Source organism: Streptosporangium sp. 'caverna' (assembly GCF_003203775.1).
GTDB lineage: Bacteria > Actinomycetota > Actinomycetes > Streptosporangiales > Streptosporangiaceae > Streptosporangium > Streptosporangium subroseum.
On sequence record NZ_CP029711.1, the window covers coordinates 5,106,147 to 5,131,918 of the forward strand.

Genomic DNA, 25,772 nt, shown 5'->3' on the forward strand with positions numbered 1-25,772 from the left:
GCACAACCTGCCTGATCAGGGCACCGTGTGGGTCAAGACCAGCATCCGCCCCGAGACCGTGGTGCTCACTGTCGAAAATACCGGCGAGAAGCTGTCCCCACGGTCTCGACACTCACTGAGCCGTTTCAGCGCGGCACCGGAAGAATACGCAACGACCACGCAGGCGTCGGCCTCGGCCTGGCAATCGTCAAGAGCATCACCCAAGTACACGACGGATCTCTCACTGTCGTCCCGCGCTCTGCGGGTGGACTCCGTATCGTCGTTCAACTGCCCACCCCACCATCGCATGCAGCCGAATAGGGGCGTCGGTAAGACTCGTGCAGCCAGGTACACGCGATTGAGTTCGCCCCGTTCAGCGACGCCCTATTGGTCGGTGGGGAGAGCTGGCTGACGGCGTCTTCGCGGTCGGCGTGAGTGGGCAGGGTGTAGCGGCGGGTGGTGTCGAGTCGGGTATGGCCGAGGAGTTCGACGACGATGTCGACGCCCGCGTGCAACCCGGGAGGATCTTGTGTCACCGTTCGCAGTGCACTTCCTCGCGTACCCGCTCAGATCGGTCAACGGCGCACTCGATAGCGCAGGTGAAGCACCCGGTTGCCCTGAATCACCACGTCAGGATCCTCCAGCAGATGCTGCGCGTGGACCGACCCGAAGTAGCGCTTGCCGGACCCGAACACGACGGGTACGACGTCCATGCGCACCTCGTCGACCAGGCCCGCGGCAAGCGCCTGGCCACCGACGTCGCCGGCGGCGACCTCGACCAGGCGGTCACCCGCAAGCTCCTGCGCCTTGGCCACGGCCGCCTTGACGCCGTCGACGAAGTGAAACGGCGCCTCGGGGTCCCAGCCCTCGGGCATCGGCCGGTGTGTCACGACGACCACGTGGTCGATCCCGCTCGGAGGCTTCCCGTCCCAGCCGTCCGTGATGTCGAAGACGTGGCGGCCGGCGATTGTCACCCCGATCTGGTCCCAGTACGGCCGGGTGTAGTCGTAGGAGGTCTGCGACACCTTCAGCGCGCCGCTCTCGTCCAACGGGACGTCACCGCTGGTCAACCAGTCGAACAGCGGTCCGGGCTGGTCGTTCTCATCCGCGATGAAGCCGTCCACCGACACCGTGCTGTACATGACGACCTTGCCCACGGGGCTCTCCTCTGCTTTGGGGTGTCCCCAAATTAGCGTGTCGTGAGCTGTCGCTCTTGTAAGAAATCAATCGGCCGGCAGCGGCCAGCCATCAAACACGTGACCGGGATGTTCGCGCAGGAACCGCCGCCGGACTTCGACGTACCGGGTCGGCGTGAGCCCGGTGAACGCCCGGAACTCGTGGCCGAAGTGGGCTTGGTCGAAGTAGCCCGCGCCACCGGCGAGCTCGCCCCAGTCGATCGGCCCGGCGGGGTCGATCGCGAACACGGTGGCGGTGAAGCGGTAGGTGCGGGCCAGCCGCTTCGGTGTGACGCCGATGAGCTCCTTGAACCGCTGTGCCAGATGGGTGCTGCTGACACCGGCTGCCACGCTCAGGTCGCCGATCGCCACCGCCCCGCCGGTCGCCGCGATGACGCTGCTCGTATGGCGGACCAGCCCCAGGCCGGCGGTCTCGCCCAGCCGTCGCATCAGCTCCTCCTCAAGGAGCGTCAGCATCTCGTGCGGTCCGGCCGCGGTGGCCAGTCGGTCTCGCAGCTCCGCAATGGCGGGCCGGCCCCAAACCTGCTCCACCGTCACCGGCCGGTCACACAGCTCGGCCGCGGGCATCGGCAGGAACGGCGCCAGCCCCCACGGCTTGACGTGCGCGCCGACGGACCGGGTCCCCGGCGGATAGCCGAACTCGAAGGCGCGGGTGGGCATGGTGACCACGCAGCCGTCGGCGTACTCGGCCGTCTCGATGTCGGTGCCGGCGCGGATGCGGAACGGCGCCCCGAGGTTGACGATGAGCAACGCCGACGGACTCGGCGGGAGCGTCAGCCGGGCGTACGGCGGCGCACCCTCCAGGTAGTAAAGGTCGTCGATCAGCCCGTCCAGCGGCGGTCGCGGCACTCTGGACACATACTCCATGCCCACAGCATCGCCGATGCCCCGCCGGCATCGCGCGCCGGGATGGTCCAGCCGCACTGCCGCCGGAACGGGCGAGCGTCCGGCGTTACGCAGTCGGCAGGTCGGTGAGGTCCAGGCGCCGGTCGGTGCGCGGTTGGACCTCACCGTAGAGGGTCATGTTGGTGTGGAACAGCGGAGTGAGCCCGCGCCGGTCGATGTCGGTGAGGACGTTCTCCCATATCGCCGGATCACCTCCGCTCCCCCGCCCCGGTCATCAGGTGTACTTGCCGGAGGACAAGCAAGAAGCCGGCGCGCTTCTTCAACAGCCGCAGAATCAGCGCCGTGGAACCCTCCCCCAACCAGCCGGCATTGCCCCTGTCGGTCTCCGGTTCGGCTACCGAGCCATGGGCGCGGCGGCGCCGCCATGGACCACCAGGCTCGGGGTGACGGAGAAGCTCGTACGGCTTTCGATACGTTCCGGCGGAGGGGCCGTCTCGCGCGGCAGTGCTTGCGAAGCCATCAGGGCGATGGGTAACGATACCCATCGTTACCCAAACCAATGGCTTTGGACATGCGATAAGAGCGGGAACCGGTACCCATTTCAGCCCTTGACGGTGGGCCGAGTGACGTTTACGTTAACGACAGCAACAAGTCGATTAAATCGTTTTAACAACCAAGAGGCGGCTATGTGCGAGCCTTTCGCCACCTGCGTGGACGATGCCTCGCACGTTCGCGTGACAGCGGCCTCCGCGACGAACCCCCGCCCACCTTCCAGAAACCCGCCAGAGGCAGACCCGGCCGATCCCCGGCAACCGGCTGTGTCCTGGTCTCAGCGTGGTCGTAAGCCCTACCAGACAAAGGAGACATGCCAGTCGCTGGAAGCGCGCAACGTGATCGGCCGGGCACCGATTCGCTCCCACGAGCGACACCCTCGTAACAACCCCACTGCCTCGACGAGAGCCGTCCCAGCACGCATCGCCCGGATAAGTGCCTTCTCCAGGAAAAGCTTCATCCCCCCCATGGCAGGACTCGGCTCATCCGCTGTGCACAGCCGCATCTCGGCTCCTTCGGCCGGCCGGCATCCGGGAGGTCGACGGCTCGACCGCCTACCGAAAGCTCATCATCACCCCAAACCGGTGAACGACCTCACCTTCGCCAACAGCAGCTACACCACGCCGCAGAGTGTGGCGCGGTCCGAGTAGAGCCGCGGGCAGCGAACGTTCAAGCTGACGGTCGGGGTCCCGGCAGACATCACTGCTGAGGTGTGGGTACCGGCCAAGGACCGGCGCCCCACGACCAGCTCCCAGCGAGTCGGCTTCCTACGCGTGGAAAGCAACTACGCCGTCTACGGCGTCCTTTCCGGTTCGTTCACCTTCGTGGCGGCAACGACCGGCTGAAGCGGCTGAACCCCGGTCATCGCACGTCCCCCGTGCGAAGAGCGGACGACAGCACGGTTAAACCCCCCTGACCTTGTGCGCCGCCGTCCCTGGACATACTTCGCCCGTATGACGGCTGGGCACGTTTCGATGAGGAGATCCCTGTGCAGGAGATTCGTGGATCCAGCGCACCTGCGGTGCGCCACCAGCATCGGCATGTGATCTTAGGCGGGCTGATGTCTCTCGTCATGGCCCTGACCATGGCCATGCTGCCGACAGGCGACTCGCTCGCGGCGGCGCTGCCGACATGGCCGGCGAACCCCAACTGGCAGAGCCTCGTACCAGGACCGTCCAGCGACGACGTAAGGCCCGTACGCATTGTCCGGACGCAGGGATCCGTCACCAACGCGGGGGTCCTGGCGGGCCAGGGCACCGGCTCGGCAGTGCTGACCGTCGCGCCCGGGGGCCAGCCTGCGGCTGTCGTGCTCGACTTCGGCAAGGAAGTCGGCGGCACGCCCTACGTCACCGTCTCCTCCTCGACGCCGAGAACCCCGGCGACGTCGCACACGGTGCGCATCTCGACCAGTGAGGCCCTCGGCTTTCTCACCAACAGCAGCAGCGCGTTCGTCAACGACAACGGCTCGCAGATCAACCTGACCGTCACCAGCGCCCAAAAGTACACCGGCGGCCTTCGCGGTGGCTTCCGGTTCGCCGCGATCGAACTGAGGACCGCCGGCACCATCAGCCTCACGGCCGCCGGACTGAACTTCAAGGCCTACCGCGCAGGGCCGGCGCAGTATCAGGGCTGGTTCATGTCCAGCGATGACCAGCTGAACAGGATGTGGTACGCCGGTGCCTACACCACCCAGATGAACATGGTGCCCGCCGGTGTCGCCTCCTGCTTCACCCAGCCGGTCATCTTCGACGGCGCCAAGCGCGACCGCGCGATCTGGTCAGGCGATCTCATGATCACCAATCCGGTGGCGCAGCTGTCGCTGGGCACCAACAGCGTGCCGTACGTCAAAGGCTCCATCAACGCGATCACGAACCTGCAGGCCGGCAACGGCCGCCTGACGAGCGCCGTCGGCTTCCGGGGATGCGGTGCCTTCGACTACGCCGTCACGTACTCGGCGTACTCAGCGATCATCGCGGTCCAGTACTACCGCTACACGAACGACACCGTCTACATCACCTCGCTCCGGCCCAAGCTCGAGGCCGCCACGGCCTACCACGCGACCAGGCTCGACGCCAACGGCCTGGTGGTCACCAACGATCCCGACTACTGGCAGACGACCCAGAGCGGAGAAGTCACCGAATACAGCCTCGCCTACTACGAACTGCTGCAGAACATGATCTGGCTCGAAGGCAAGGTCGGCACCGCAGCCAAGGTCACCGAATACACCAACAAGGCCGCCGCGCTCAAGACCGCGATCAACGCCCGGCTCTGGAACGCCGGCGCGGGCCTCTACCAACACACCAACACCCGGCCCAACGTGTTCCCGCTCGACGCGAACATGAACGCCATCCGGCTCGGCGTCGCCCCGGCCGACAGCGTCCAGAGCATCCTGACCTACTTCAGAACCCGCTGGCAGACCCACGGCAGCCAGATCTCGCAACCTGCCCCGAGCCTGGCCGACCCCTACGGCCACACCATCGAACCGCTCAACAACACGTGGGAGCTGATGGCCCGCATGCTCGCCGACGACAGCGCCGGCGCCCTCGATCTCCTACGCCGCCTGTGGGGCCTGCAGGTCGATCCGAACGGCAGCTTCTACACCGGCACGTTCTGGGAATTCGTCATGAGCAACGGCCTGCCCGACCGGGGGTTCGACAGCCTGGCCCACGCGTGGGGAGCGGGCCCGACCCAGGTTCTCACCGAGTCTCTCCTCGGCGTGACACCGGTCAACCCGGGCTACTCGACGTGGCAGGTCAAGCCCCATCCGGCCAACGTCACGTGGGCCCAGGGACAGGCGCCCACGGCGCGCGGCTCCCTGTCCGTCCGGTGGGCCCAGGACACCGCCCGTCAGTTCCACCTCCAGATCACCTCCCCGTCCGGCACCAGCGGTGAGGTCTGGGTTCCCCTGGCCACGACGGCAGGTACCAGCTCCGCGCTGACGCCCGGCGCGACCTTCCTGCGCCGCAGCGGCCTGTACGACGTCTACACCGTAGGGAGTGGAACCTTCTCCTTCAGCTCTGCGGGTTAACGTGACGGTCTGAACGAAGTCGCTGAGCTCCCGAAGAAGGGTGCGGGCCGTCAATGTCGGCACCGCTCTTCGGGACAGACTGCCGGGCTACCTCGTCGCCGACGAGGTAGCCCAGCAGCGTCGGCAACGTCGGCGGCGGTAGCTCTGTGCGAGTGCGGGTCTCCTCCGCAGAGGTGCAGGAGACCCGCAGATACGCACCAGGTCCCCAATCCTCGCTTCAGTTGCCGTTGCGGCTACCGACGGCTGGGAAACCTACGCCGGTGTTGTTGCCAACCTGACCGGTAAGCCCTTTGGGACGGCGAAATCAAGCGCCGATCGTCCATGTCGATCTTTCTGGGATCGCCTCAGCGAGCCGGGCGGAAGGTCATCGCCAAGCGAGGAGTCAGCTCGGTTCCGGCCCGTGTGTGCCCCATCCAGAGACGATGAGGTCACCGTCGAAAATCAGCACTTCGTTGGACATCTGTCCCGTCTGGTTCCGGTAGTTGATGACGACGGAGTCGATACCGGCGTAGACCCCAAGGACGTGGAAATGCAGATCCGGGTTATGTCGTAGGCCCTGGGCCCAGTACGCTCGCAGCGCTTCCTTGCCGCGCACCGTCCCGTCCGAACCGTCAAGCAGCCGAGCCGCGAGCGGAGAGCGAAACACCACGTCGTCGGCGTAGTGCTTCATGATGCGATCGACGTCCCGGGAGTTCCAGCCGGCCACCCACTCATCGGCGAACGCCTGCGCGCGATCAAGCTCCATGGCCTCATTCAAACATGGATGGCGCGTCTTTGTGAGGCTCCGACATCGAACCCCACCGCGGACTCATGTGAAAGTCACTGAGATCACCTCGGTGAATTCCCTCTTTCGGAAACCGGGGTTTCCCACAAATCAGGTGTCCGTCAAACCGGGTCAACTCCACGCCCTCCGGAGTCACGTCGCCCGGTCATACGGCAGCATGGGTGCCACCGGAAGTGACACCCATGCCGTGCCCGTCAGGGCAGATCGTCAGGCGCTTTGATCAGCGCGCTGGCTCTACTTCGTGACGAAGACGAAGTCGTTGCCGGAGGGAACCGAATAGACGGAGTAGCCTCCTTCGACGCGTTCGAAGGTCGCCCTCGGCGGAGCGATCACTGTCTGCTGGTCGGTGGTGGGGACCCGGACTTCCGCCGTGGTGTTCGGGGGGACCGTGATCTTCAGTTTGAAGCGGTCATCGGATTTGGTCCAGGAGCTCTTGGCGATGCCGCGAGGCGTCGTGTAGCTGCCTTCGGCGTTCTTCAGATCACCCACGGGCTTGGGCTGGAAGATCAGCTTGTTGTAAGCCGTGGAGCCGGGAGCCGGGCGGATTCCGGCGATTCCGGACTGGAACCACTCCTCGATCTGGGCGAGGATCATGTGGTTCTTCGAGTCGCCCCGGTTCCAGCGCTCGCCCATGGTCGTCATTCCGCCGGGGTTGGCCGGCGTGGACTCCATGAAGTATCCGTAGCTGGGCTGGTCGTTCTCCTGAATGATGTCCCAGAGAACCTCGTCGCGGTTGCCGTCCATCAGGGCCCTGACGGTCGGGGCCATCCCGATGGTGCCGCCGCTGAAGTGCGGGCCGTCACCGTTGGGGTGGAAGGCGTAGACGAGTTCGACCAGCGCGTCCAGGACCCCCTGGCGCTTGTCGTCGGGGACCAGACCCGCGTCGAGGGCGAGTGCCTGGGCCGTTTGCGTGGCGCCCGCCGTGCCGGCGTTGCCGGTGGCGGTGTAGCGTCCCAGCGACTCGTTGAAGAACGCCCTGTTGAACGAATCCTTGATCTGCGTGGCGAGGAGCCCGTACCTCTCGGCGTCCGCGGTGTGGCCCGTGAGCTGAGCCATGCGCGCCATCTTGGTGATCATGACGTAGTAGCCCCAGGTGCCGGTGATGCGGCCGGACGTCTGGTCGGCGGCGACCCAGTCTGCCAACGCGGCGTTGACGATGTTCGCGTTCTCGCCGGTCCCGACCTTCTGGCGCTGGATGTAGTCGACGAACTTCACCATCTGGTCGTAGTACGTCGTCATGGTCTGGGTGTCGCCGTACAGCTCGTACAGGAAGCTCGGCACGAGGACGATCGCGTTGCCCCAGTTGATCTCATCGCCGAACTGGCCTGTGTACCCCCAGTCGTAGACGGGGGTTTTCAGCGCCACGTTGCCGGCCATGGAGGTGTTGGCGGTGGACTGGCCTTCGACGAGGTGCCGCATCGTCGTCCGCATGTAGGCGGCGAGTTCGAAGTTCCGGTGGATGGATCCCATCGGCATGGTGTAGTCGGCGGGGTAGGAGAGCTTCTCGCGTCCGGGGCAGTCGGTGAAGACCGACATGATGTTGCTGGCGAAGGAGTAACGCGCCATCTTGTGGATGCGGTTGACGCGTGCGTCGGAGCTGTCGAACTCACTCGCGACGGGGGTGTTCGCCTGCAGGCGGATGCCCGTGATGAGGTCCTTGGTCGGCGTGTATCCGGTCGGCAGGCCGGTGACCTGGACCCACTGCATTCCGAAGTAGTTGAAGTTCGGGTGCCAGGTCTCCTTTCCCGAGGCTCCATAGGCCGTGTACGTGTTGAAGAGGTTCGTTCCGCGCGAGCCACCGCCGCCCATGAGGGAGGCCTGGTTCACGGTCCCGTCGGGGTTCAGGGACTCGGCCGGCGCCATCTTGACCGTTGTTCCGGCCGGGACCTGGTCCAGGTCGAGCTTGGGCCAGCCGACGAAGTTCTGCCCGAAGTCGAACACCCAGGTGCCGGGGACAGGATTGGTCAGCGAGACCGGCTTCAACTTCTCCTGTTCCATGACCGGGTCCGCGGTCCTTGCCACGAGCTTGGTCGCGAGGTTGGGCGGCGGGGCGATGCCGGCGCTGATCCATCCCGTGGGTGAGCCGTCCCGGCGCTTGGCGGTCGCGCTCAGGTTCGAATCGGGCTTGTCCCAGCCTGGCTGCTCGCGCCGGGCGTCATAGTCCGCTCCGGAATACCAGGCGTCGGTGACGAGGGGCCCGAGGGCGGTTCGCCATGACCTGTCGGTGACGATGGTGTCGGTGCTGCCGTCTTCGTAGCTGATCTCGATGCGGCCGATGAGCCGCGGCGTCACGGCCGCTCCGGCAGAGGCGTCGCTGGCGGCGATGTTGTTGCCCGAGCCGGTGACCTTGACTCCGGTGGAATGCGCGGCCGCCAGGGGCGGGCTGAAGGTGATGCCGGTTCCATCGGCTCCAGCCGTGCCGATCTGGGTGATCGTGCGGGATTCGAGCCGGTCGCCGCCTTCTCCGGTGTCGATGTTGATCGTGCCGCCGACGTGGTATCCGGTCACGGAGCTGAGCTTGACCGCGGCCGATCCTGCCGGAACGTCGGCCGCCAGAACTCCGTTCCCCTTGAGCTGGCTCTCCCACCAGGAGTACGGAGAGGTCCGGCCGACGGCCGGGTTCCGCACGCTCCGGCGGACGTAGGCCGGCCCGTTGCCGAGTTCCACACCGATGGTGTTGTCACCGGCCCGCAAGGCGTCGGTGAGATCGTAGGTCCGGTACTCACTGGACAGCTGGTAGTTGGAGTTACCCGGGGCGAGTACCTCGTCGGTCAGTTCTTCTCTGTTGAGCGTGGTGTGGTGAAGGCCGACACCCGACAGGTAGAGACGCGCGTTGGCGACCTTCTTGTTGCCCGGCACCTGGAACTGCCGGGCGAAGATGGGGAGCGGCTGGCTCTCGACCCGGTCCGGGTAGTCGATCCACCGGGCGTTGTCCCAGTCGCTCTGCTCGAGCAGACCCACCGACCACGTAGCGGGAGCCGACCAGTCGGATTCCTGCTCGTCGGCGTCCCAGACCCGAACGCGCCAGACGAGCGTTTCCCGAGACCGGAGCGTTCCTCCGAAAGCCACCTGCTGCTCGGCACCGGTCACGCGACCTGTCGTCCAGATCAGGTCACCGGCCTGCAGCTTCTGCTCGGACTCCGCCACCTCCACCTCGTAGGCGGTCTGCTTGTCGGCCGGGCAGGCGACTGTCGCACCAGGGCGGTAGCACGGGTGCGACTTGGCTCGGCTGGTCTCGACAGCCTGCCAGCTCAGGACGGGATGCGGATTACCGAGGCCCAGGGGTGAGTCGTAGCGCCCGTCCACGCCGAGGTGCGTGACCTCGACACTTCCCGGCTGTCCTTGGGACGGGGCGGCGGCGTAGGCCCCGGTTGTGGACAATGGCACGACCACGGCGAGAACCAGACCCATGGCAATCATGGAACGTCGTGAACGTTTGTTTACTGGCATCGTCTACTCCTTTCATTGTCAGTAAGGAAGCACCGGCCCCGGCTGCTCAACGCCGACGCATTGGTGTTCCATTGCTGAGATCGATATCGATGAAGTCGAGCCGAATGGCTCACCTCGGGTGGGGTCGACTCCCGACTCGTCGGGGCAGGGTTCCCGGTAGCCACCCTGAGCGTCCAACCACGTCACCGGCCTTGAACGTTCTTGCCGTACGCGGAAGGCGCATTCATTGGGCGAGCCGGCCCGGGAACGCCCACTGCGACGACGGTCTTAACCGGGGGTGCCCCTTGGCCGGTCAGAGAAATCCCAGCTCGGGGGCGGCGATGCTGCGGTCGGGGAACTTCGGGGAGCCGTGGCCACCGTGGCCCGGACGGTCAGAGCTGCTCGAAGCTCACAGCGAGAGGCCCCCATGGTTCCTTCCACGTCAATTAAATCCTTTTAAGAACTTCATTAATTAACCTAAATGTTTCACGGGGAGGTCGTCAATACCGAATTTGGCAACAGTGATTTCAGGTTTTTGGCATGCGAAAGCGCCCATTCGACCACGGGTTTCGCGGTCGAATAGGTGGCGAATTAATCGTCTTTGGTCAGTGCGTCATTCAGGGTGAACGCAGCATTTACGGAGGTGGATCGACGACAAGGGGGGACCAATCTGGTTATTGAGGATCGGCGTACAGCAATAGCAGCAAGGGTCGGGCCGTCGGTGAGCGGCTTCAGGCAGAGGCGGAAGCCAGGGCAGGGGCTTTGAGGCGCGTCGCGGCGGCTGTCCAGACGGTGGGGTGTCCTGTGGGTTCATAGCGATGCAGGGGCTGGGTCTCGGCGATGAGGGATCGCAGCGAGGTGAGGCTGGGGATGAGACCGAGGGAGCGGGCTTGGACACCGATGTTGCCCAGGGCCGTGGCTTCGACGGGTCCTGCGATGACGGGAAGTCCGGTGGCGTCGGCGGTGAGCTGGCAGAGGAGGGAATTCTGTGCGCCGCCGCCGACGACATGAACAACGTCGGCTCTGCGGCCGGACAGCTCAAGAGCCTGCTGGATGGTGATCCGGTGGCCGAGGGCGAGGCTGTCCATGATGCAGCGGACGACTTCGGGCTTGGTTCTGGGCACGGGCTGGCCTGTGGCCACGCAGTAGTGGGCGATGCGTGAGGGAATGTCGCCAGGGGACATGAAGGCCGGGTCGTTGGGGTCGATGACGCTGCGCAATGCGGGACTCTCAGCGGCGCGATCGAGCAGGGGCGGAAGGTCGGCCGAGGCGATGTTCCAGGTGCGCAGGGACTCGGAGAGCAGCCAGAGGCCCATGATGTTGCGCAGGTAGCGGATGGTCCCGTCGACGCCGGCCTCGTTGGTGAAGTTCGCGGCACGCCCCTCTTCGGTGAGGATCGGAGCCGTGGCCTCGATGCCGGCGAGCGACCACGTGCCGCAGGAGATGTAGGCGACGTGTTGGTCGGCGGCGGGGATCGCGGCAATGGCGGAAGCGGTGTCGTGAGAGGCGACGGCGGTGACGGGGGTCCCGGGGAAGGCTCCTGCCTCGGAGAGAATCCGGCCCGCGGGTGCGCCGGGCGAGCGGAGACCGGGGAAGATGCCGGGGGGCAGCGACATCGCGTCGATGAGCTCGTTCGACCAGGTGCCGCGACGAACATCGTAGAGGCCGGTCGTCGAGGCGTTGGTCTGTTCCGCACCGCGTTGTCCGGTCAACCAGTAGGAGATCAGATCGGGGATGAGTAAGAGGGTGTCGGCTTGGTCGAGGAACGGCTCGGCGGCCAGTTGGTAAAGGGTGTTGAAGGGGAGGAATTGCAGCCCGTTGATCTCGTAGAGGCGTTGCGGGGCAACGCGGCCGTGCACCCGATCGATGACCGCGGTCGTGCGGTCGTTGCGGTAGTGAATCGGATTGCCGAGCAGCCTGCCCTCCTTGTCGAGCAGCCCGTAGTCGACGGCCCAGGAGTCGATGCCCACCGAGTCGAGGGTGGGTGAATCGATCCGATGCAGTCCGTCGAGGACGTCTCGATAGAGGCCGAGGATGTCCCAGTGCAGGGTGCCGTTCATTCGGACGGGCCGGTTGGAAAAGCGGTGGACCTCGGTGATGTCCAGCTGCCCCTCCCCCACCCGGGCGGTGATGACGCGGCCGCTGGAGGCGCCGAGGTCGATCGCGGCGATCGTCGCGGTCATGTGAGGAAAACCTCCGGGGGGAACAGGACGTCGTTCAGGCGCCTCACGAACAAGGCGATCTTCATGGGCTTGTGGACTCCCTGATGACCAGCTCGGGCTGGAACATGATCTGCTTGTGGGCGTGGGTCTCGGGGTGGTCGCACTCGTCGAGGAGGAGTTCGGCGGCGATCCTGCCGAGCTGGTAGGTGGGTTGGCGGATGGAGGACAGCGGGACCGCCGAGGCCAGCGTGTACTCGACGTCGTCGTAACCGATGAGCAGCACCCGGTCGGGGACGCGGATGTCCTGTTGGAGCAGGACCCGTAGCACCCCCATTGCCAGCAGGTCGTTGGCGCAGAAGATCGCGTCGGGGAGTTCGGCGAGGAGTTGTTCGGCGGCCTTGTGGCCCGCGCGGGACGTCATCTCCCCGACGATCACCTCGCGCAGGGTGCCGCGTCCGGCGGACTGCAGGGCATTGAGCGCGCCGGTCCGGCGGTCGGCGTTCTGCCGGGTGGTGAGCGGGCCGCCGACGAAGGCGATGTTGCGGGCTCCACGCTCCAGAAGATGGCTGACCGCGAGCCGGCCGCCGGTCACGTCGTCGACGGTGACCGAGCACTGGTCGGTGCGGGTGGCGGCGTGGTCGAGCATGACGGTGGGAATGTTGCGTTCGCGCAGCAGGGCGAGGCTCTCGCGGTCGTCTGTCACCGGGGTCACCAGGACGCCGCGGACCTGTTGCGCGGCGAGCATGCGCATGTTGCGCTCCTCGCGCTGCTCCTGACTGGCCGAGCCGCAGAGAATCACCGCGTACTCGCGCTCGCTCATGACGTCCTCGACGCCGCGTGCCATCTCGGTGAAGAACGGGTTGCCCAGGTCGAGCATCATCAAGCCGATGGCCCGGCCGTGGCCGACGCGCAGACTGGACGCCGAACCGTTGCGGACGAAGCCCAGCTCCTTGATCGCCTGGTGCACGCGGGCGCGGGTATCGGGAGCGACCCGCTCGGGTTTGTTCAGCGCGTTCGACACGGTCCCTGGGGAGACCCCGGCGAGCTGGGCGACCTGCTTGATGCCGACCGCCCTGTCCCGCGGACCGAGCTCCGATCTTGGCATGGGCGTCCTCGCAGACTGGGGGTATGGCGGGGCAATGCTCGCCATACTCTGGTGGGATTATTAAAACGTGTCAAGTATCAAAATCTCTGCTGGCAAGGGGCTTGACGAGCAAGACGAGTCACATTTACCGTCCTTTTCACACAGAAATTTTAAAACGTTTTTTGCGCGACGTGTCGCGCCGTCCGCTCCGTGCGGACGGCGGTGACGAGGAGAGGAGGGGACGGAACATGGGTAGCGGCGAGCACCCCCAGGGCACTTCTGCGCTGCTCGAGGTGGACGGCCTCACCGTCGAGTTCCCGGGCATACGCGCACTGGATTCGGTGCATTTCGACATCCTGCCGGGTGAAGTGCACGCTCTCGTAGGAGAGAACGGCGCAGGCAAGTCCACGCTGCTAAAGGTCCTGGGCGGTGTGCATCGCCCCAGCTCCGGCGAGGTGCGGCTGTCCGGGGAGACCTATCGCCCCCGCCGGCCCGCCGACGCCCTCACGGCCGGCATCGCGGTGATCTATCAGGAGTTCAACCTCTACCCCGATCTGACGGTGGCGGAGAACGTGTTCTCCGGCCGTGAGCCGTTCGGCAGGGCCTCGCGCGGGATCCGCTACGCCGAGATCAACCGCCGCACCCGCGAACTGTTCGCCGTGCTCGGGGTCGACATCGACCCGACCGCCACCGTCGGCAGCCTGACCGTCTCCGAGCAGCAGCTCGTGGAGATCTGCAAGGCGTTGTCGGTCGACGGCCGGATCATCGTCATGGACGAGCCGACCGCTGCCCTGTCCGCGGACGAGGTCGCCCAGCTGCTGGACGTCGTCAAGCGGCTGCGCGCCGAGGGCCGCAGCATCATCTACGTCAGCCACCGCCTGGACGAGGTCTTCGCCCTGGCCGACCGGGTGACGGTGCTGCGGGACGGCAAGCACATCCGTACCTGCGACATCGCCGACACCGACCCCGACGGGCTGGTCCGGCTGATGGTCGGCCGCGATGTGGAGGCGGTGTTCCACCGCGACGAGGTCAGTGAGGGCGCGGTCGTCCTGGAGCTTTCGGGTGTGAACGCCGGGCGTCAGCTGCGGGACATCTCGCTCACCGTACGCGCGGGAGAGATCGTCGGCATCGGGGGTATCGCGGGCGCGGGTCAGCCCGAGCTGTCGCAGGTGATCTTCGGCGCGCTCAATGTCGACTCCGGGTCGATGGCGTTGAACGGGCAGGCCTATCGGCCGCGCAATCCCGGTGACGCCATGGCGCGCGGCATCGGCTTCCTGCACGAGGACCGCAAGGCGGCGGGGAATCTGCCGGACCTGTCGATCCGGCACAACCTCACGGTCTCCGTGCTGGACAAGGTCCGCACCGGTTTCGGGCGGCTGCTCGCGATGGCCAAGGAGAACGACGTCTACGCCACCTACCACCGGCGGCTCAACATCAAGGCGACGGGCCCCGACCAGCTCATCGGTCAGCTGTCGGGCGGTAACCAGCAGAAGGTCCTGCTGGGCCGCGCCCTGGCGCCGGGCGGCAGGCTACTCCTGCTGAACGAGCCGACCCGGGGGGTGGACATCGGTGCGAAGGCCGAGATCCATCACCTCATCAACGACCTGACCGCCGATGGCGCGGCCGTGCTGATGGTCTCCAGCGACCTGCCCGAACTGCTGGGGGTCAGCGACCGGGTCTACGTGATGGCCGGCGGCGAGATCGTCGGGCACCTCACCGGACCTGACCGGACCGAGGAGAACGTCGTGGCCTGTGCGACGACCGGACGCCGTATCTTCTCCGAGGAGCTGAGCCAGCGATGACCGACGCCACCAAGATCACCAACGCGGTCAGGAAGGTGCCGCTGCTGGTGCCCCTGGTCCTGGTGATGGTGATCCTCGCGATCTCCACCGACACGTTCCTGTCCGGCGGGAACATCGAGAACGTCCTGGTCGCCGCGGCCATTCTCGCGATCCCCGGCGTGGCGATGACGTTCTGCCTGGCCATGGGCGAGTTCGACCTGTCCATCGGCTCCACGGTCTCCCTCACCGGCGTCGTGTGCTGCAGCGCGATCATCGACGGCCGTTCCCTGCCCGTCGCGCTGCTCCTGGCGCTGGGCGTCGGAGCGGTCATCGGGCTGGCCAACGGCATCGTGATCACCAAGCTGGGGGTCACGCCGTTCATCGCCACTCTGGCGACCATGGTGATCGTCCGCGGTGCGTCGCTGGCCTACACCGACGGCCACGACCAGATCATCTCCTCCGAGGGGCTGAAGTACCTGGCCGCCGGGCGCCCGCTCGGCATCCCGATGCCGATCGTCCTGGCGGTCGTGGCGGCGGCGCTGGGCTGGTGGACGATCAATCGGACGCGTTTCGGCCGGTGGGTCTGCGCGATCGGGTCCAACCGGGACGCCGCGGCGATGTCCGGGCTGCCGGTCGACCGCATCCGCATCGCGGTCTACGTGCTGGTCGGTCTGGCGGGCGGGCTGTGGGGTCTGCTGATCTCCAGCCAGCTCCAGAAGGGCAACGGCCAGCTCGGCCTCGGCTTCGAACTCGACGCGATCACCGTCGTGGTCCTCGGCGGCACGGCCCTGCTGGGCGGCCGGGCCTCGGTCGTCGGCACCGTGCTGGGCGCGGTGATGATCGAGACGATCCGCAACGGCCTCAACCTTCTCAACACCCCACCGGCCTACCAGCGCATCAGCGTCGGGCTGCTCCTGATCGCCGCCCTGGCGCTGCTGGCCCTCCGCCGCGAGAACCGCGGCGTCACACCGAACCGGGCTCCCGCGAAGGTTCAGGAGAGTACGGCATGACCACTGAAACGATCACCAGCACGACCGAGGACAAGCCGGACGCCGCCAAGGTCTCCTTCGGCAAACTGTGGGACACCTGGGGTGTCACGGGGATCTTCCTGATCCTTCTGGTCTTCACCCCTTTCATCGCACCCGGTTTCCTGGAGGTGGAGAACCTTCAGTCCGTCCTGCGAGAGAGCGCCTATGTCGGCATCGTCGCGCTCGGCATGACGTTCGCCATCGCCAGCGGCGCGTTCGACCTGTCGGTCGGCGGCCAGCTCGCCCTCACCAGCGTCGTCAGCCTCATGGCCTTCAGCGGCGGAGGCACCGCGGCCGCCATCGCCGCGGCGATCGCCACCGGGATCGCCTGCGGCCTGGTCAACGCGGGACTGATCACCCAGCTGCGGGTGCCACCCTTCGTCGCCACCCTCGGCACCCTGTTCGTCTTCCGCGGCATCGCCTACCTGCTCACCCAGGACGGCCCGAAGATCCTTCCCTACGACCAGATCGACTCCCCCTTCGCCAAATTGGGCAGCCTCAACATCGCCGGACTGCCGCTGCCCTTCATCATCATGGTGGCCGTGTTCGCCGCCGGCTGGGTCCTGCTGCGCCGGACCGCGATCGGCCGCCGCACCCTGGCCTACGGATCCTCGCCGTCGGCCGCCCGGTTCTGCGGGATCTCCGACACCACGATCAGGATGTTCGTGTTCGGCCTGGTCGGCCTCACCGTCGGGATCGCCGCCCTGACCTACATCACCCGGGTCTGGACCGCCGACGGGTCGGCCCAGGACGGCTTCGAACTCAAGGTGATCGCCGCGGTCGTCCTCGGTGGCACCAGCCTCAAGGGCGGCAAGGGCACCCTCATCGGCACTTTCTCCGCCGTGTTCCTCGTCAGCGTCCTCAACGAGGTGCTGGTCAGCCGCGGCGTCGAATCCGCCTACCAGCGCATCGTCTTGGGCTGCGTCCTCATCGTCGCCCTCACCATCGACGGCCTGCGCACCCGCTTCGCCGCCCCCGGCTCCTTCCGCAGGGCCCTCACCGGCCTGCTGCCCGGCAAGGCAACGCCGACCGCGTCCTGACCCAACCTCACAGCTCTCCGATCGGCCGAAGGGCCGACCGGCTGACGGACCATGCTCGCGCACGGTCCCACCCCCCTGAAAACCCCTCCATCCCCAGGAAGAAGCGTTCGGATGCTCAACAAGAAGGTCCTCTCGCTCGCCCTTGTCGGCTCCCTCGCCCTCGCGGGCTGCTCGGACTCCAGCGACACCAGTGCTTCCAGCACGGATGCCGCTCCCTCCGCCGCCAAGAAGATCGTCGTCGGCTTCTCCGTGTACGACATGCAGTTCGAGTTCTTCCAGAAAATGGCCAAGGGCACCCAGGACGCCGCCGCGGCCAAGGGCTGGGAGATCAAGGTCCACGATGAGAAGAGCGACGAGAACGAGATGGTCACCGGCGCCTCCGCGCTGATCGACCAGGGCGTCGACCTGCTGATCATCAGCCCGTTCAAGCCGACCGCGCTCGGCCCGATCATCGCCAAGGCCAAGGCCAAGAACGTGCCCGTCATCGTCGACGACATCGGTGGCGGCGGCACCCCCTACGACGCGATCGTCATCTCCGACAACGCCGGCGGCGGCAAGCTCGCCGCCGAGTTCATGGACAAGCAGATCCAGGCCAACGGCGGCAAGAGCAAGAACGTCGCCTCGATCACCTGCGAGCCGTCGGCCGTCTACGCCGCCCGCCGGAACGCCGGCTTCAAGACCGAGATCGAGACCCGCGGCTACAAGGTCGTCGCGGAGCTGTCCGGCAACTCCAAGGCCGAAGAGGGCTACAAGGTCATGAAGGACATCCTGGCCAAGAACCCCGACGTGGCCGGCGTGTTCTCCTGCAACGACCCAATGGGCGTGGCCGCCGCCAACGCCATCAAGGACGCCGGCAAGAACCCGCTCAAGGACATCGTCACCGTCGGCTTCAACGCCGACCCCGAAGCCCTCACCGCGATCAAGGGCGACATGCTCTCGGCGACCATCGCCCAGGACCCCACCGCGATGGGCGCCCTCACCGTGAAGCTGGGTGAGCAGGCTCTGAACAAGCAGCCGATCGAGTTCTCCAACGCCCCCGAGCGCGAGGTGTTCAACCCCGTCACGCTCGTCAGCAAGGAGAACGTCGACTCCATCAAGTGAAACGTGGGGGTGGGGCGGTGACGGTGCGCTCGCCCCACCCCCGCGACCAGCGGCCCACAGAAGATCGAGAACTTTGGGATTCGGGGATTTGAGACCATGACTGACTTCACCACCGGCCTGGACAGGCTGGCCATCGAGACGCCCTCCTGGGCCTACGGCAACTCCGGAACCCGCTTCAAGGTGTTCGCGCAGCACGGGGTGCCTCGCGACCCGTTCGAGAAGGTCGCCGACGCCGCGCAGGTGAACGCCTTCACCGGCGCCGCCCCCACCGTCGCGCTGCACATCCCCTGGGACCGGGTCGAGGACTACGGCAAGCTCGCGGCCCACGCCCGTGACCTCGGTGTCACGCTCGGCGCGATCAACGCGAACGTGTTCCAGGACGACGACTACATGCTCGGCTCGGTCACCAACCCCGACCCCCGGGTGCGCCGCAAGGCCACCGATCACCTGCTCGAATGCGTCGACATCATGGACGCCACCGGCTCGCGGGATCTGAAGCTGTGGTTCTCCGACGGCACCAACTACCCCGGCCAGGACGACATCCGCACCCGGCAGGACCGGCTCGCCGAAGCGCTGTCGGAGGTGTACGCCAGGCTCGGTGACGACCAGCGGATCCTGCTGGAGTACAAGCTGTTCGAGCCCGCCTTCTACACGATGGACGTCCCGGACTGGGGCACCTCGTTCCTGCACTGCGTCGCGCTCGGCCCCAAGGCGACCGTGTGCGTCGACACCGGTCACCACGCCCCCGGAACCAACATCGAGTTCATCGTCGCGATGCTGCTGCGCGCCGGACGGCTCGGCGCGTTCGACTTCAACTCCCGCTTCTACGCCGACGACGACCTGATGGTCGGCGCCGCCGACCCGTTCCAGCTGTTCCGCATCATGTACGAGGTCATCCGCGGAGGCGGCCTGGAACCGGCGACCGGAGTGGCGTTCATGCTCGACCAGTGCCACAACATCGAGCCCAAGATCCAGGGCCAGATCCGCTCGGTCATGAACGCCCAGGAGGCCACCGCGAAGGCCCTGCTCGTCGACGCCGACGCCCTGGCCGCCGCACAGAGCACGGGCGACGTCCTGGCCGCGAACGCCGCCCTGATGGACGCCTACAACACCGACGTCCGGCCCATGATCGCCGACTGGCGCACCGCCAAGGGCCTGGACGGCGACCCGATCGCCGCGTACAAGGCGTCGGGATACTTCGAGAAGATCGTCGCCGAACGCGTCGGCGGCACCCAGGCCGGTTGGGGGGCCTGAACCATCATGAGTTCTGAAGGCATGAGCACCGTGGACGAACTGCTGACCCGCTGCCACACCCTCGGCGCGGACCCGCGCAACACCAACTACGCCGGCGGCAACACCTCCGCCAAGGGCGCCCAGATCGACCCGGTCACCGGCGAGCCCGTCGACCTGATGTGGGTCAAGGGCTCCGGCGGAGACCTCGGCACTCTGACCGCCTCCGGGCTGGCCGTCCTGCGCCTCGATCGGCTGCGCGCCCTCGTCGACGTCTACCCCGGCGTGGAGCGCGAGGACGAGATGGTCGCCGCGTTCGACTTCTGCGCCCACGGCAAGGGCGGGGCGGCGCCGTCGATCGACACGGCCATGCACGGGCTGGTCGAGGCGGCACACGTGGACCACCTCCATCCCGACAGCGGCATCGCGATCGCGACGGCCGCCGACGGGCAGGAACTGACCCTGAAGATCTTCGGGGATCGGGTGGCGTGGGTGCCGTGGCGGCGTCCGGGCTTCCAGCTGGGGCTGGACATCGCGGCGATCAAGGCGGAGAACCCGCAGGCCATCGGCGTGATCCTGGGCGGCCACGGCATCACCGCCTGGGGTGAGACCTCGGCCGAATGCCAGGCCAACTCCCTGGAGATCATCCGCCTCGCCGAGTCGTACCTGGCCACCCACGGCAAGGCCGAGCCGTTCGGCCCCGTCCTGCCCGGCTACGAGGCCCTGCCCGCGGCCGAGCGGCACGCCCGCGCGGCCGAGCTGTTCCCGCTGGTGCGCGGGCTGGCCTCGACCGACCGCCCGCAGGTCGGCCACTACACCGACAGCGACGTCGTCCTGGACTTCGTCTCCCGCGCCGAGCACCCGCGTCTGGCCGCGCTCGGCACGTCCTGTCCGGACCACTTCCTGCGCACCAAGGTCTCCCCGCTCGTCCTCGACCTCCCGGCCGATGCGCCCCTGGAGGAGGTCAAGGCCCGTCTCGCGGAACTGCACACCGCCTACCGTGCGGACTACGCCGCCTACTACGAGCGCAACGCCACCCCGGACTCCCCTGCGATCCGCGGCGCGGACCCGGCGATCGTCCTGGTGCCCGGGGTCGGGATGTTCTCCTTCGGGGCGAACAAGCAGACCGCCCGGGTCGCGGGCGAGTTCTACGTCAACGCGATCAACGTGATGCGCGGCGCGGAGTCGGTGTCGGCGTACGCGCCGATCGACGAGGCCGAGAAGTTCCGCATCGAGTACTGGTCTCTGGAAGAGGCCAAGCTCCAGCGGATGCCCAAGCCCAAACCCCTGGCCACCCGGGTGGCGTTCGTGACCGGCGGCGGCTCCGGCATCGGCGCCGCGACCGCCCGCCGGCTGGCCGCCGAGGGCGCCTGCGTCGTCGTCGCCGACCGGGACCTGGGAGCGGCGGAGAAGGTCGCCGCCGAGCTGAACGCCGGGGCGCTGCGCGCCTCGGACGTGGCGATCGCGGTCGCGGCCGACGTGACCAGCGAGGACGACATCCGCGCCGGGCTGGCCGCGGCGGTCCTGGCCTTCGGCGGCGTCGACCTGATCGTCAACAACGCCGGCCTTTCCCTGTCCAAGCCGCTGCTGGAGACCACGGTCGCCGACTGGGACCTCCAGCACGACGTCATGGCGCGCGGCTCTTTCCTCGTCTCCCGCGAAGCGGCCCGCATCATGATCGAGCAGAACATGGGCGGCGACGTCGTCTACATCTCCTCCAAGAACTCCCTGTTCGCCGGGCCGAACAACATCGCCTACAGCGCGGCCAAAGCCGACCAGGCCCACCAGGTCCGGTTGCTCGCCGCCGAACTCGGCGGGCACGGGATCCGGGTCAACGGCATCAACCCCGACGGGGTCGTGCGCGGTTCGGGGATCTTCGCCTCCGGGTGGGGCGCCAACCGCGCCGCCGTCTACGGGGTCGAGGAGAACAAGCTGGGCGAGTTCTACGCCCAGCGCACCCTGCTCAAGCGCGAGGTGCTGCCCGAGCACGTCGCAAACGCCGTCTTCGCCCTGACCGGCGGGGACCTCACCCACACCACCGGCCTGCACATCCCGGTCGACGCCGGGGTCGCGGCGGCGTTCCTGCGCTAGAAGGCACCGGCGTGGTCGCCGTCAAGAAGGCCAAAGCCGGGCTCGTCGCCGGCGGGCTCGGGGCGTAGCGGCCCCAGCTCCCCGAGCTGGGGCCGAAGCTCCAGCGGTCGGCGGACCGCGTCGCCGGGTGGATGCGTGTATTCGACCCAAGGAACGCATCGACGATCGGATAGCCGAGCGGTCGCGCCGGCAGTGGGATGGCCGAAGAACCTTCCACGCCTGTCCCGGTGGCGCGGCCGCCGATGTCCTGGGCTGGTGTACGCGCGGCACCGCCCTCGACGCCCAGGCCGTCGAAAGGTCACATGGGAGGCGGGGCCGTCGAGCGGCGGGTGACGAGTTTGGGCGTCACGGAGAAGCGCACCGCCGACATGCGTCCCTCGATTCGTTCCAGCAGCAGTCGTCCCGCCGTGCGTCCCATGACGGCCCCGTCTTGGTCAACGCTCGTCAGGGCGATGTTGGGCAGGGCCGCAAGGAGCGTGTTGTCGTAACCGGCGATCGAAACGTCGGCGGGAACGGACAGGCCGGCCTCGTGGACCGCGGCCAGTGCGCCGATCGCCGCCTGGTCGGCTCCGGCGAAGATCGCCGTTGGGCGTGGGGAGCGGCTCAGCAGCTCGCGTGCCCCGTCGTATCCGCCCTTCTCGTTATAGAAGGCGGTCGCGATGGCGATCTCGTCGCCCAGCCCGTGCTCGCGCATGACGCGCTTGTAGGCCTCGGCCCTGATGACGTGCAGCAGTTCGCCCGGCTGCGCGATGCTGTTGTCCTGATGGGTGATGTGGGCGATCCGGCGATGCCCGAGTTCGATCAGGTGGTTGACGACCGCTTCGGCGCCCGTGTCGTCGTCGTCGAAAACCGAGTCGTAGACCGTCGATTTCTCATGCCGCGCCAGCACCACGATCGGTGTCTCCTGCGCCACTTCCTCCATTCGCGTCTTGGAGGCGAGTGGGGCGACCATGATGATGCCGTCCACCTGCCGGTCCACCAGCGCGTCGACCGCCTGTCTCTCGGCTTTCCGGGTGACGCCGCCCTGAACCATGATCGGCTGATAGCCGGTGTCTGCGAGTTGCTCGCAGAGGCCGTCGAGGATGTCGGCGAAGAACGGGTTCCTGATGTGCGGGAGCACCATGCCGATCGTGAAGGTGCGCCCACGCATCCCCCGGGCGGTGGCCTGCGGCCGGTAGCCCAGTTCCTCGATGGCGGTCTGGATCCGGTGTTTCGCGGCCGGGCCGACCCCGCTGGCGTTGCGGATCACCTTCGAAACCGCCGTGGTGGAGACCTGAGCGTGACTGGCCACATCGGCGATCGTCACTCGGCGGCGTCCATTACGCGCGACCATCGAACTCCTTCCGGGAGGTACTCCCCGATTATACGAGGTCAGAGCGACGCTCAGATGGGTAACGTTACCCGCTGACCTTTGCCCTCATACCGTCTGACATGCTCAGGAGCCCGGGGATCGTTGCCGCAATTAATCTTGACATCCTGTCTGGTGACGCCTGAGTCAACGATGTTGAGCCTGCGTTGAAGCATTTCAAACCCGAAGCGGGTCATGCGATCCACACCGTCCCCTCGGGGACTGCTTCACCTCAACCTCAACCAGGTGATGGGCAAACGAGTGTGGGCCCCGGCCAACCGGCCGGGGCCCACACTCGTTGACGCAGAGCTCTACCCGATCACGAGCCGGGTGTCGTTCAAGGAGTGCGACACCTCGATCACATGGTCGCCGGGGACCCGGCGCCGGCCCTGGTCGGTCCAGCTCTCGTAGACTCGCCCGGGAATCTCGATCACCGCCTCGGTCGTCGCGCCGGGAGCCGCCTCGGCCACCGCGAACCGTGGTGGAGGTCGTGGTAGCCGATCATCGCGCCGGCCCCTCGTAGGGGCTGTGGAACACGTGCCGCCCCGAGCCGATCTCGACGATGGCGTGGTCCGGATCGCCGGGCAGGTGGATGGTGGCCGTGGTGTTCGCGGGCACGACGACCACCAGGGTGAGCCGGTCGTCCGTTCGTTCCCAGCTCACCTCGGCTCGGCCGTAAGGGGTGTCGTGGTGGGCGCGGGCGTGGGTGAGGTCTCCGCCGGGGCGGGGACGCACCAGCAGCCGGCGGTAACCGGGTTCGGCGGGGGCCAGGCCCGCGATCGTGCGGTGCATCCAGTCGGCGACCGCGCCCAGGGCGTAGTGGTTGAACGAGGTCATCTCGCCCGGGTTGACGGAGCCGTCGGCCAGCATGCTGTCCCACCGTTCCCAGATCGTGGTGGCGCCCATCGTCACCGCGTACAGCCAGGAGGGACATTCGGTCTGCAGCAGCAGCCGGTAGGCGTCGTCGACTGCTTCGGCGTCGGTGAGCGCGTCGCAGATGAGCGGGGTGCCGACGAAACCCGTGCCGATGCGATGGCCGCCTGCCCGGACGAGCTCGGCCAGGCGTTCCCCGGCGTATGCGCGGCGTTTCGTACCGTTGAGCAACCCGAACTGCAGGGCGAGGGCGTAGGCGGTCTGTGAGTCGCCGGTCAGCTTGCCTTCGAGGGTCGCGTACGCGGTGTCGAAGGCGGCCCTGACCCGCTCGGCCAGCTCTCGGTAGCGGGTGGCGTCGTCGGCGCCGCCCAGCAGGTCGGCGGTCTCGGCGACCAGGTGCGCGGAGTGGGCCAGGTAGGCGGTCGCGACCAGGCCCGGATCGGTCTGCGCCTCGAAGGGCCGCTCAGGCGGCGCGGTCGGGTCGAGCCAGTCGCCGAACTGGAAACCCTCGTCCCACAGGGACCTCTCCCCCGCCAGCTTCGCGACCTGGTCCACCCAGGCGGTCATGCTCGGATACTGCGCGCGCAGCAGGCCGAGGTCGCCGGTGCGCTGGTAGATCGTCCACGGCACCACGACCGCCGCGTCGCCCCAGGCGGCCGTCGGCAGTGCCTCGGTGAACGGTTCGAGCGCGATCCAGGGCACGAAGACGGGGACCGTGCCGTACTGGTCGTGCTCGGCGCTCAGGTCGGCCAGCCAGGAGGTCAGCGGACCGGCGCAGTCGTACAGGAAGGCGGCGGTGGGGCCGAAGACCTGGATGTCACCGGTCCAGCCGAGGCGCTCGTCGCGCTGCGGGCAGTCGGTGGGCAGGTCCACGAAGTTGCCGCGCATGCTCCACACCACGTTCTCGTGCAGGCGGTTCAGCTGCGGGTCGGAGCAGGTGAAGTCACCGGTGCGGCGCATGTCGGTGTGGCAGACGACCGCCAGGACATCGCCGGGACTCAGCTCGCCGGGCCAGTTGTCGACCTGGGCGTAACGGAAGCCGTGGACGGTGAAGCGCGGCTCCCATTCCTCCGGTTCGCCGCCGCGCAGGGTGTAGCGGTCGTGCGCGGCGGCGCTGCGCAGCGGTCGCAGCGCCAGGGCGCCGTCGTCGAGGACTTCGGCGTGGCGCAGTGAGACGGTGTGCCCGGCCGGGCCTTGGACGCGGATGCGCAGGCGGCCGGCGATGTTCTGGCCGAAGTCGAGGATGGTCTCCCCGCTCGGGCCGGTGAGCGTGGCCACCGGCGCCAGGACCTCCGTCCGGCGCACGGGTGGTCCCGTCGGCGCCACCAGCAGGACCGGCTCGTGGTCGAGCACGTCGGCGGGCAGCCATCCGGAGTCGTCGAAGCCCGGCTGTGACCACCCGTCCGGCAGCAGGCGCGCGTCGTGGAACTCACCGTCGTAGAGTCCGGCCGCGGTGACCGGGCCGGGCGCGCAGCGCCAGTCTCCGTCGGTGACCACCATGTCGGTGCTGCCGTCCTGGTAGGTGATCTCCAGTTGGGCGATCAAGGCGGTGCGGTCGCCGTAGAGGGTGGACTTGCCGCCGGCGAAGCCGATCCTGCCCCGGAACCAGCCGTCGGCCACGGTCGCGCCGATGGCGTTGCCACCCTCACGCAGCAGGTCGGTCACGTCGTGGGTGCGATAGCGCAGACGGTGGTGATAGCTGGTCCATCCGGGGGCCAGTACGTCGTCGCCGACGGGTGCGCCGTTGATCTCGATGTCGTACAGGCCGTGGGCGCTGACGTACAGACGGGCCGAGTCGACGGGCGCGCGCAGCGCGAAGCCACGGCGCAGCAGCGGCGCCGGACCGTCAGGATCACCCAGCAGTTCACGGGGCGGCGCCGCCGCGAGTGCCTGCCATTCGGCCGGATCGAGCAGCCCGGCCTCCGCCCACGACCACGGGCTCCAGTCGCTGGCCGAACCGTCGCGGCCGTGCACGCGCACCCGCGCGGCACGCCGTTCGCGAGACCTCAATGCCACTCCCGGCCACGGCAGGAGCACCGATTCTCCCGACTCGACGCGACCGGTGGCGGTGCCGTCGCTGACCTCGATCTCGTACGCGCGCTGCGCCCAGCCGGTGATGTCGGTCTGGATGATCCATGACAGCCGCGGAGCGGGTTCCCCGATGCCGAGGGGCTCGCGGTGGTGTTCGAAGGTGATCGGTTCGACGTTCAGGAAGGTCAT

The 25,772-nt window shown here is 67.5% G+C and carries 17 protein-coding genes; 8 read left to right on the forward strand and 9 right to left on the reverse strand.

What is annotated here, in order from left to right; genetic code table 11:
- The first annotated feature begins 27 nt into the window (after positions 1-27).
- The gene (locus tag DKM19_RS22605; RefSeq protein ID WP_305000320.1) at positions 28-300 is read left to right on the forward strand and encodes an ATP-binding protein; all 273 of its coding nucleotides are present in this window, start codon (positions 28-30) and stop codon (positions 298-300) included.
- Positions 301-554: 254 nt separating this feature from the next.
- On the opposite strand, the gene DKM19_RS22615 is transcribed toward DKM19_RS22605, so the two are convergent.
- Entirely contained in the window at positions 555-1,136 is a 582-nt protein-coding gene (locus DKM19_RS22615) for a dihydrofolate reductase family protein (protein ID WP_110698115.1), read from the reverse strand.
- Positions 1,137-1,202: 66 nt separating this feature from the next.
- Positions 1,203-2,033 carry a helix-turn-helix domain-containing protein gene (locus DKM19_RS22620; protein WP_204358954.1) on the reverse strand — a complete coding sequence of 277 codons (831 nt, stop codon included), beginning with the start codon at positions 2,031-2,033 and terminating at the stop codon, positions 1,203-1,205.
- A 1,600-nt stretch (positions 2,034-3,633) separates the two neighbouring features.
- Between DKM19_RS22620 and DKM19_RS22625 the strand changes: the two genes are divergently transcribed.
- Positions 3,634-5,601 (forward strand): alpha-L-rhamnosidase C-terminal domain-containing protein, encoded by a 1,968-nt coding sequence (locus DKM19_RS22625; protein WP_110698119.1) that lies wholly within the window; start codon positions 3,634-3,636, stop codon positions 5,599-5,601.
- A gap of 382 nt (positions 5,602-5,983) precedes the next feature.
- Here the strand turns inward: DKM19_RS22625 and DKM19_RS22630 are convergent, their stop codons facing one another.
- The 4 genes from DKM19_RS22630 to DKM19_RS22645 form a co-directional block, all read right to left on the reverse strand.
- Positions 5,984-6,346, reverse strand: a complete 363-nt coding sequence (locus tag DKM19_RS22630) for a nuclear transport factor 2 family protein (protein ID WP_110698121.1) — start codon at positions 6,344-6,346, stop codon at positions 5,984-5,986.
- 273 nt (positions 6,347-6,619) lie between these two features.
- Positions 6,620-9,796, reverse strand: coding sequence for an alpha-L-rhamnosidase (locus DKM19_RS22635; protein WP_204358955.1), 3,177 nt, complete (start codon positions 9,794-9,796; stop codon positions 6,620-6,622).
- A 749-nt stretch (positions 9,797-10,545) separates the two neighbouring features.
- A complete protein-coding gene (locus tag DKM19_RS22640) occupies positions 10,546-11,997 on the reverse strand; it encodes a rhamnulokinase family protein (RefSeq protein WP_110698125.1) in 1,452 nt (483 codons plus the stop codon).
- A 61-nt stretch (positions 11,998-12,058) separates the two neighbouring features.
- Positions 12,059-13,081, reverse strand: coding sequence for a LacI family DNA-binding transcriptional regulator (locus DKM19_RS22645; protein WP_110698127.1), 1,023 nt, complete (start codon positions 13,079-13,081; stop codon positions 12,059-12,061).
- Between the two features lie 227 nt (positions 13,082-13,308).
- Between DKM19_RS22645 and DKM19_RS22650 the strand changes: the two genes are divergently transcribed.
- The 6 genes from DKM19_RS22650 to DKM19_RS22675 all read left to right on the forward strand — a co-directional run bounded on the left by DKM19_RS22650 (position 13,309) and on the right by DKM19_RS22675 (position 21,331).
- The gene (locus DKM19_RS22650; RefSeq protein WP_162641682.1) at positions 13,309-14,862 is read left to right on the forward strand and encodes a sugar ABC transporter ATP-binding protein; all 1,554 of its coding nucleotides are present in this window, start codon (positions 13,309-13,311) and stop codon (positions 14,860-14,862) included.
- Complete coding sequence (locus DKM19_RS22655; RefSeq protein ID WP_110698131.1) at positions 14,859-15,851, forward strand: ABC transporter permease; 993 nt, start codon at positions 14,859-14,861, stop codon at positions 15,849-15,851. Before DKM19_RS22650 ends, DKM19_RS22655 begins: the two co-directional genes overlap by 4 nt.
- Positions 15,848-16,909: an ABC transporter permease gene (locus tag DKM19_RS22660; RefSeq protein WP_110698133.1), complete on the forward strand. Its 1,062-nt coding sequence runs from the start codon at positions 15,848-15,850 to the stop codon at positions 16,907-16,909. Before DKM19_RS22655 ends, DKM19_RS22660 begins: the two co-directional genes overlap by 4 nt.
- A 111-nt stretch (positions 16,910-17,020) precedes the next feature.
- Entirely contained in the window at positions 17,021-18,010 is a 990-nt protein-coding gene (locus DKM19_RS22665; protein ID WP_162641683.1) for a substrate-binding domain-containing protein, read from the forward strand.
- 96 nt (positions 18,011-18,106) lie between these two features.
- Positions 18,107-19,264: an L-rhamnose isomerase gene (rhaI, locus tag DKM19_RS22670; protein ID WP_110698137.1), complete on the forward strand. Its 1,158-nt coding sequence runs from the start codon at positions 18,107-18,109 to the stop codon at positions 19,262-19,264.
- 21 nt (positions 19,265-19,285) lie between these two features.
- A complete protein-coding gene (locus DKM19_RS22675) occupies positions 19,286-21,331 on the forward strand; it encodes a bifunctional aldolase/short-chain dehydrogenase (protein WP_110698139.1) in 2,046 nt (681 codons plus the stop codon).
- Positions 21,332-21,629: 298 nt separating this feature from the next.
- On the opposite strand, the gene DKM19_RS22680 is transcribed toward DKM19_RS22675, so the two are convergent.
- The 3 genes from DKM19_RS22680 to DKM19_RS22685 all read right to left on the reverse strand — a co-directional run bounded on the left by DKM19_RS22680 (position 21,630) and on the right by DKM19_RS22685 (position 25,772).
- Positions 21,630-22,664, reverse strand: a complete 1,035-nt coding sequence (locus DKM19_RS22680; protein WP_110698141.1) for a LacI family DNA-binding transcriptional regulator — start codon at positions 22,662-22,664, stop codon at positions 21,630-21,632.
- Positions 22,665-22,990: 326 nt separating this feature from the next.
- A complete protein-coding gene (locus tag DKM19_RS49660) occupies positions 22,991-23,149 on the reverse strand; it encodes a hypothetical protein (protein WP_162641684.1) in 159 nt (52 codons plus the stop codon).
- Positions 23,150-23,180: 31 nt separating this feature from the next.
- Positions 23,181-25,772: a glycoside hydrolase family 78 protein gene (locus tag DKM19_RS22685; RefSeq protein ID WP_110698143.1), complete on the reverse strand. Its 2,592-nt coding sequence runs from the start codon at positions 25,770-25,772 to the stop codon at positions 23,181-23,183.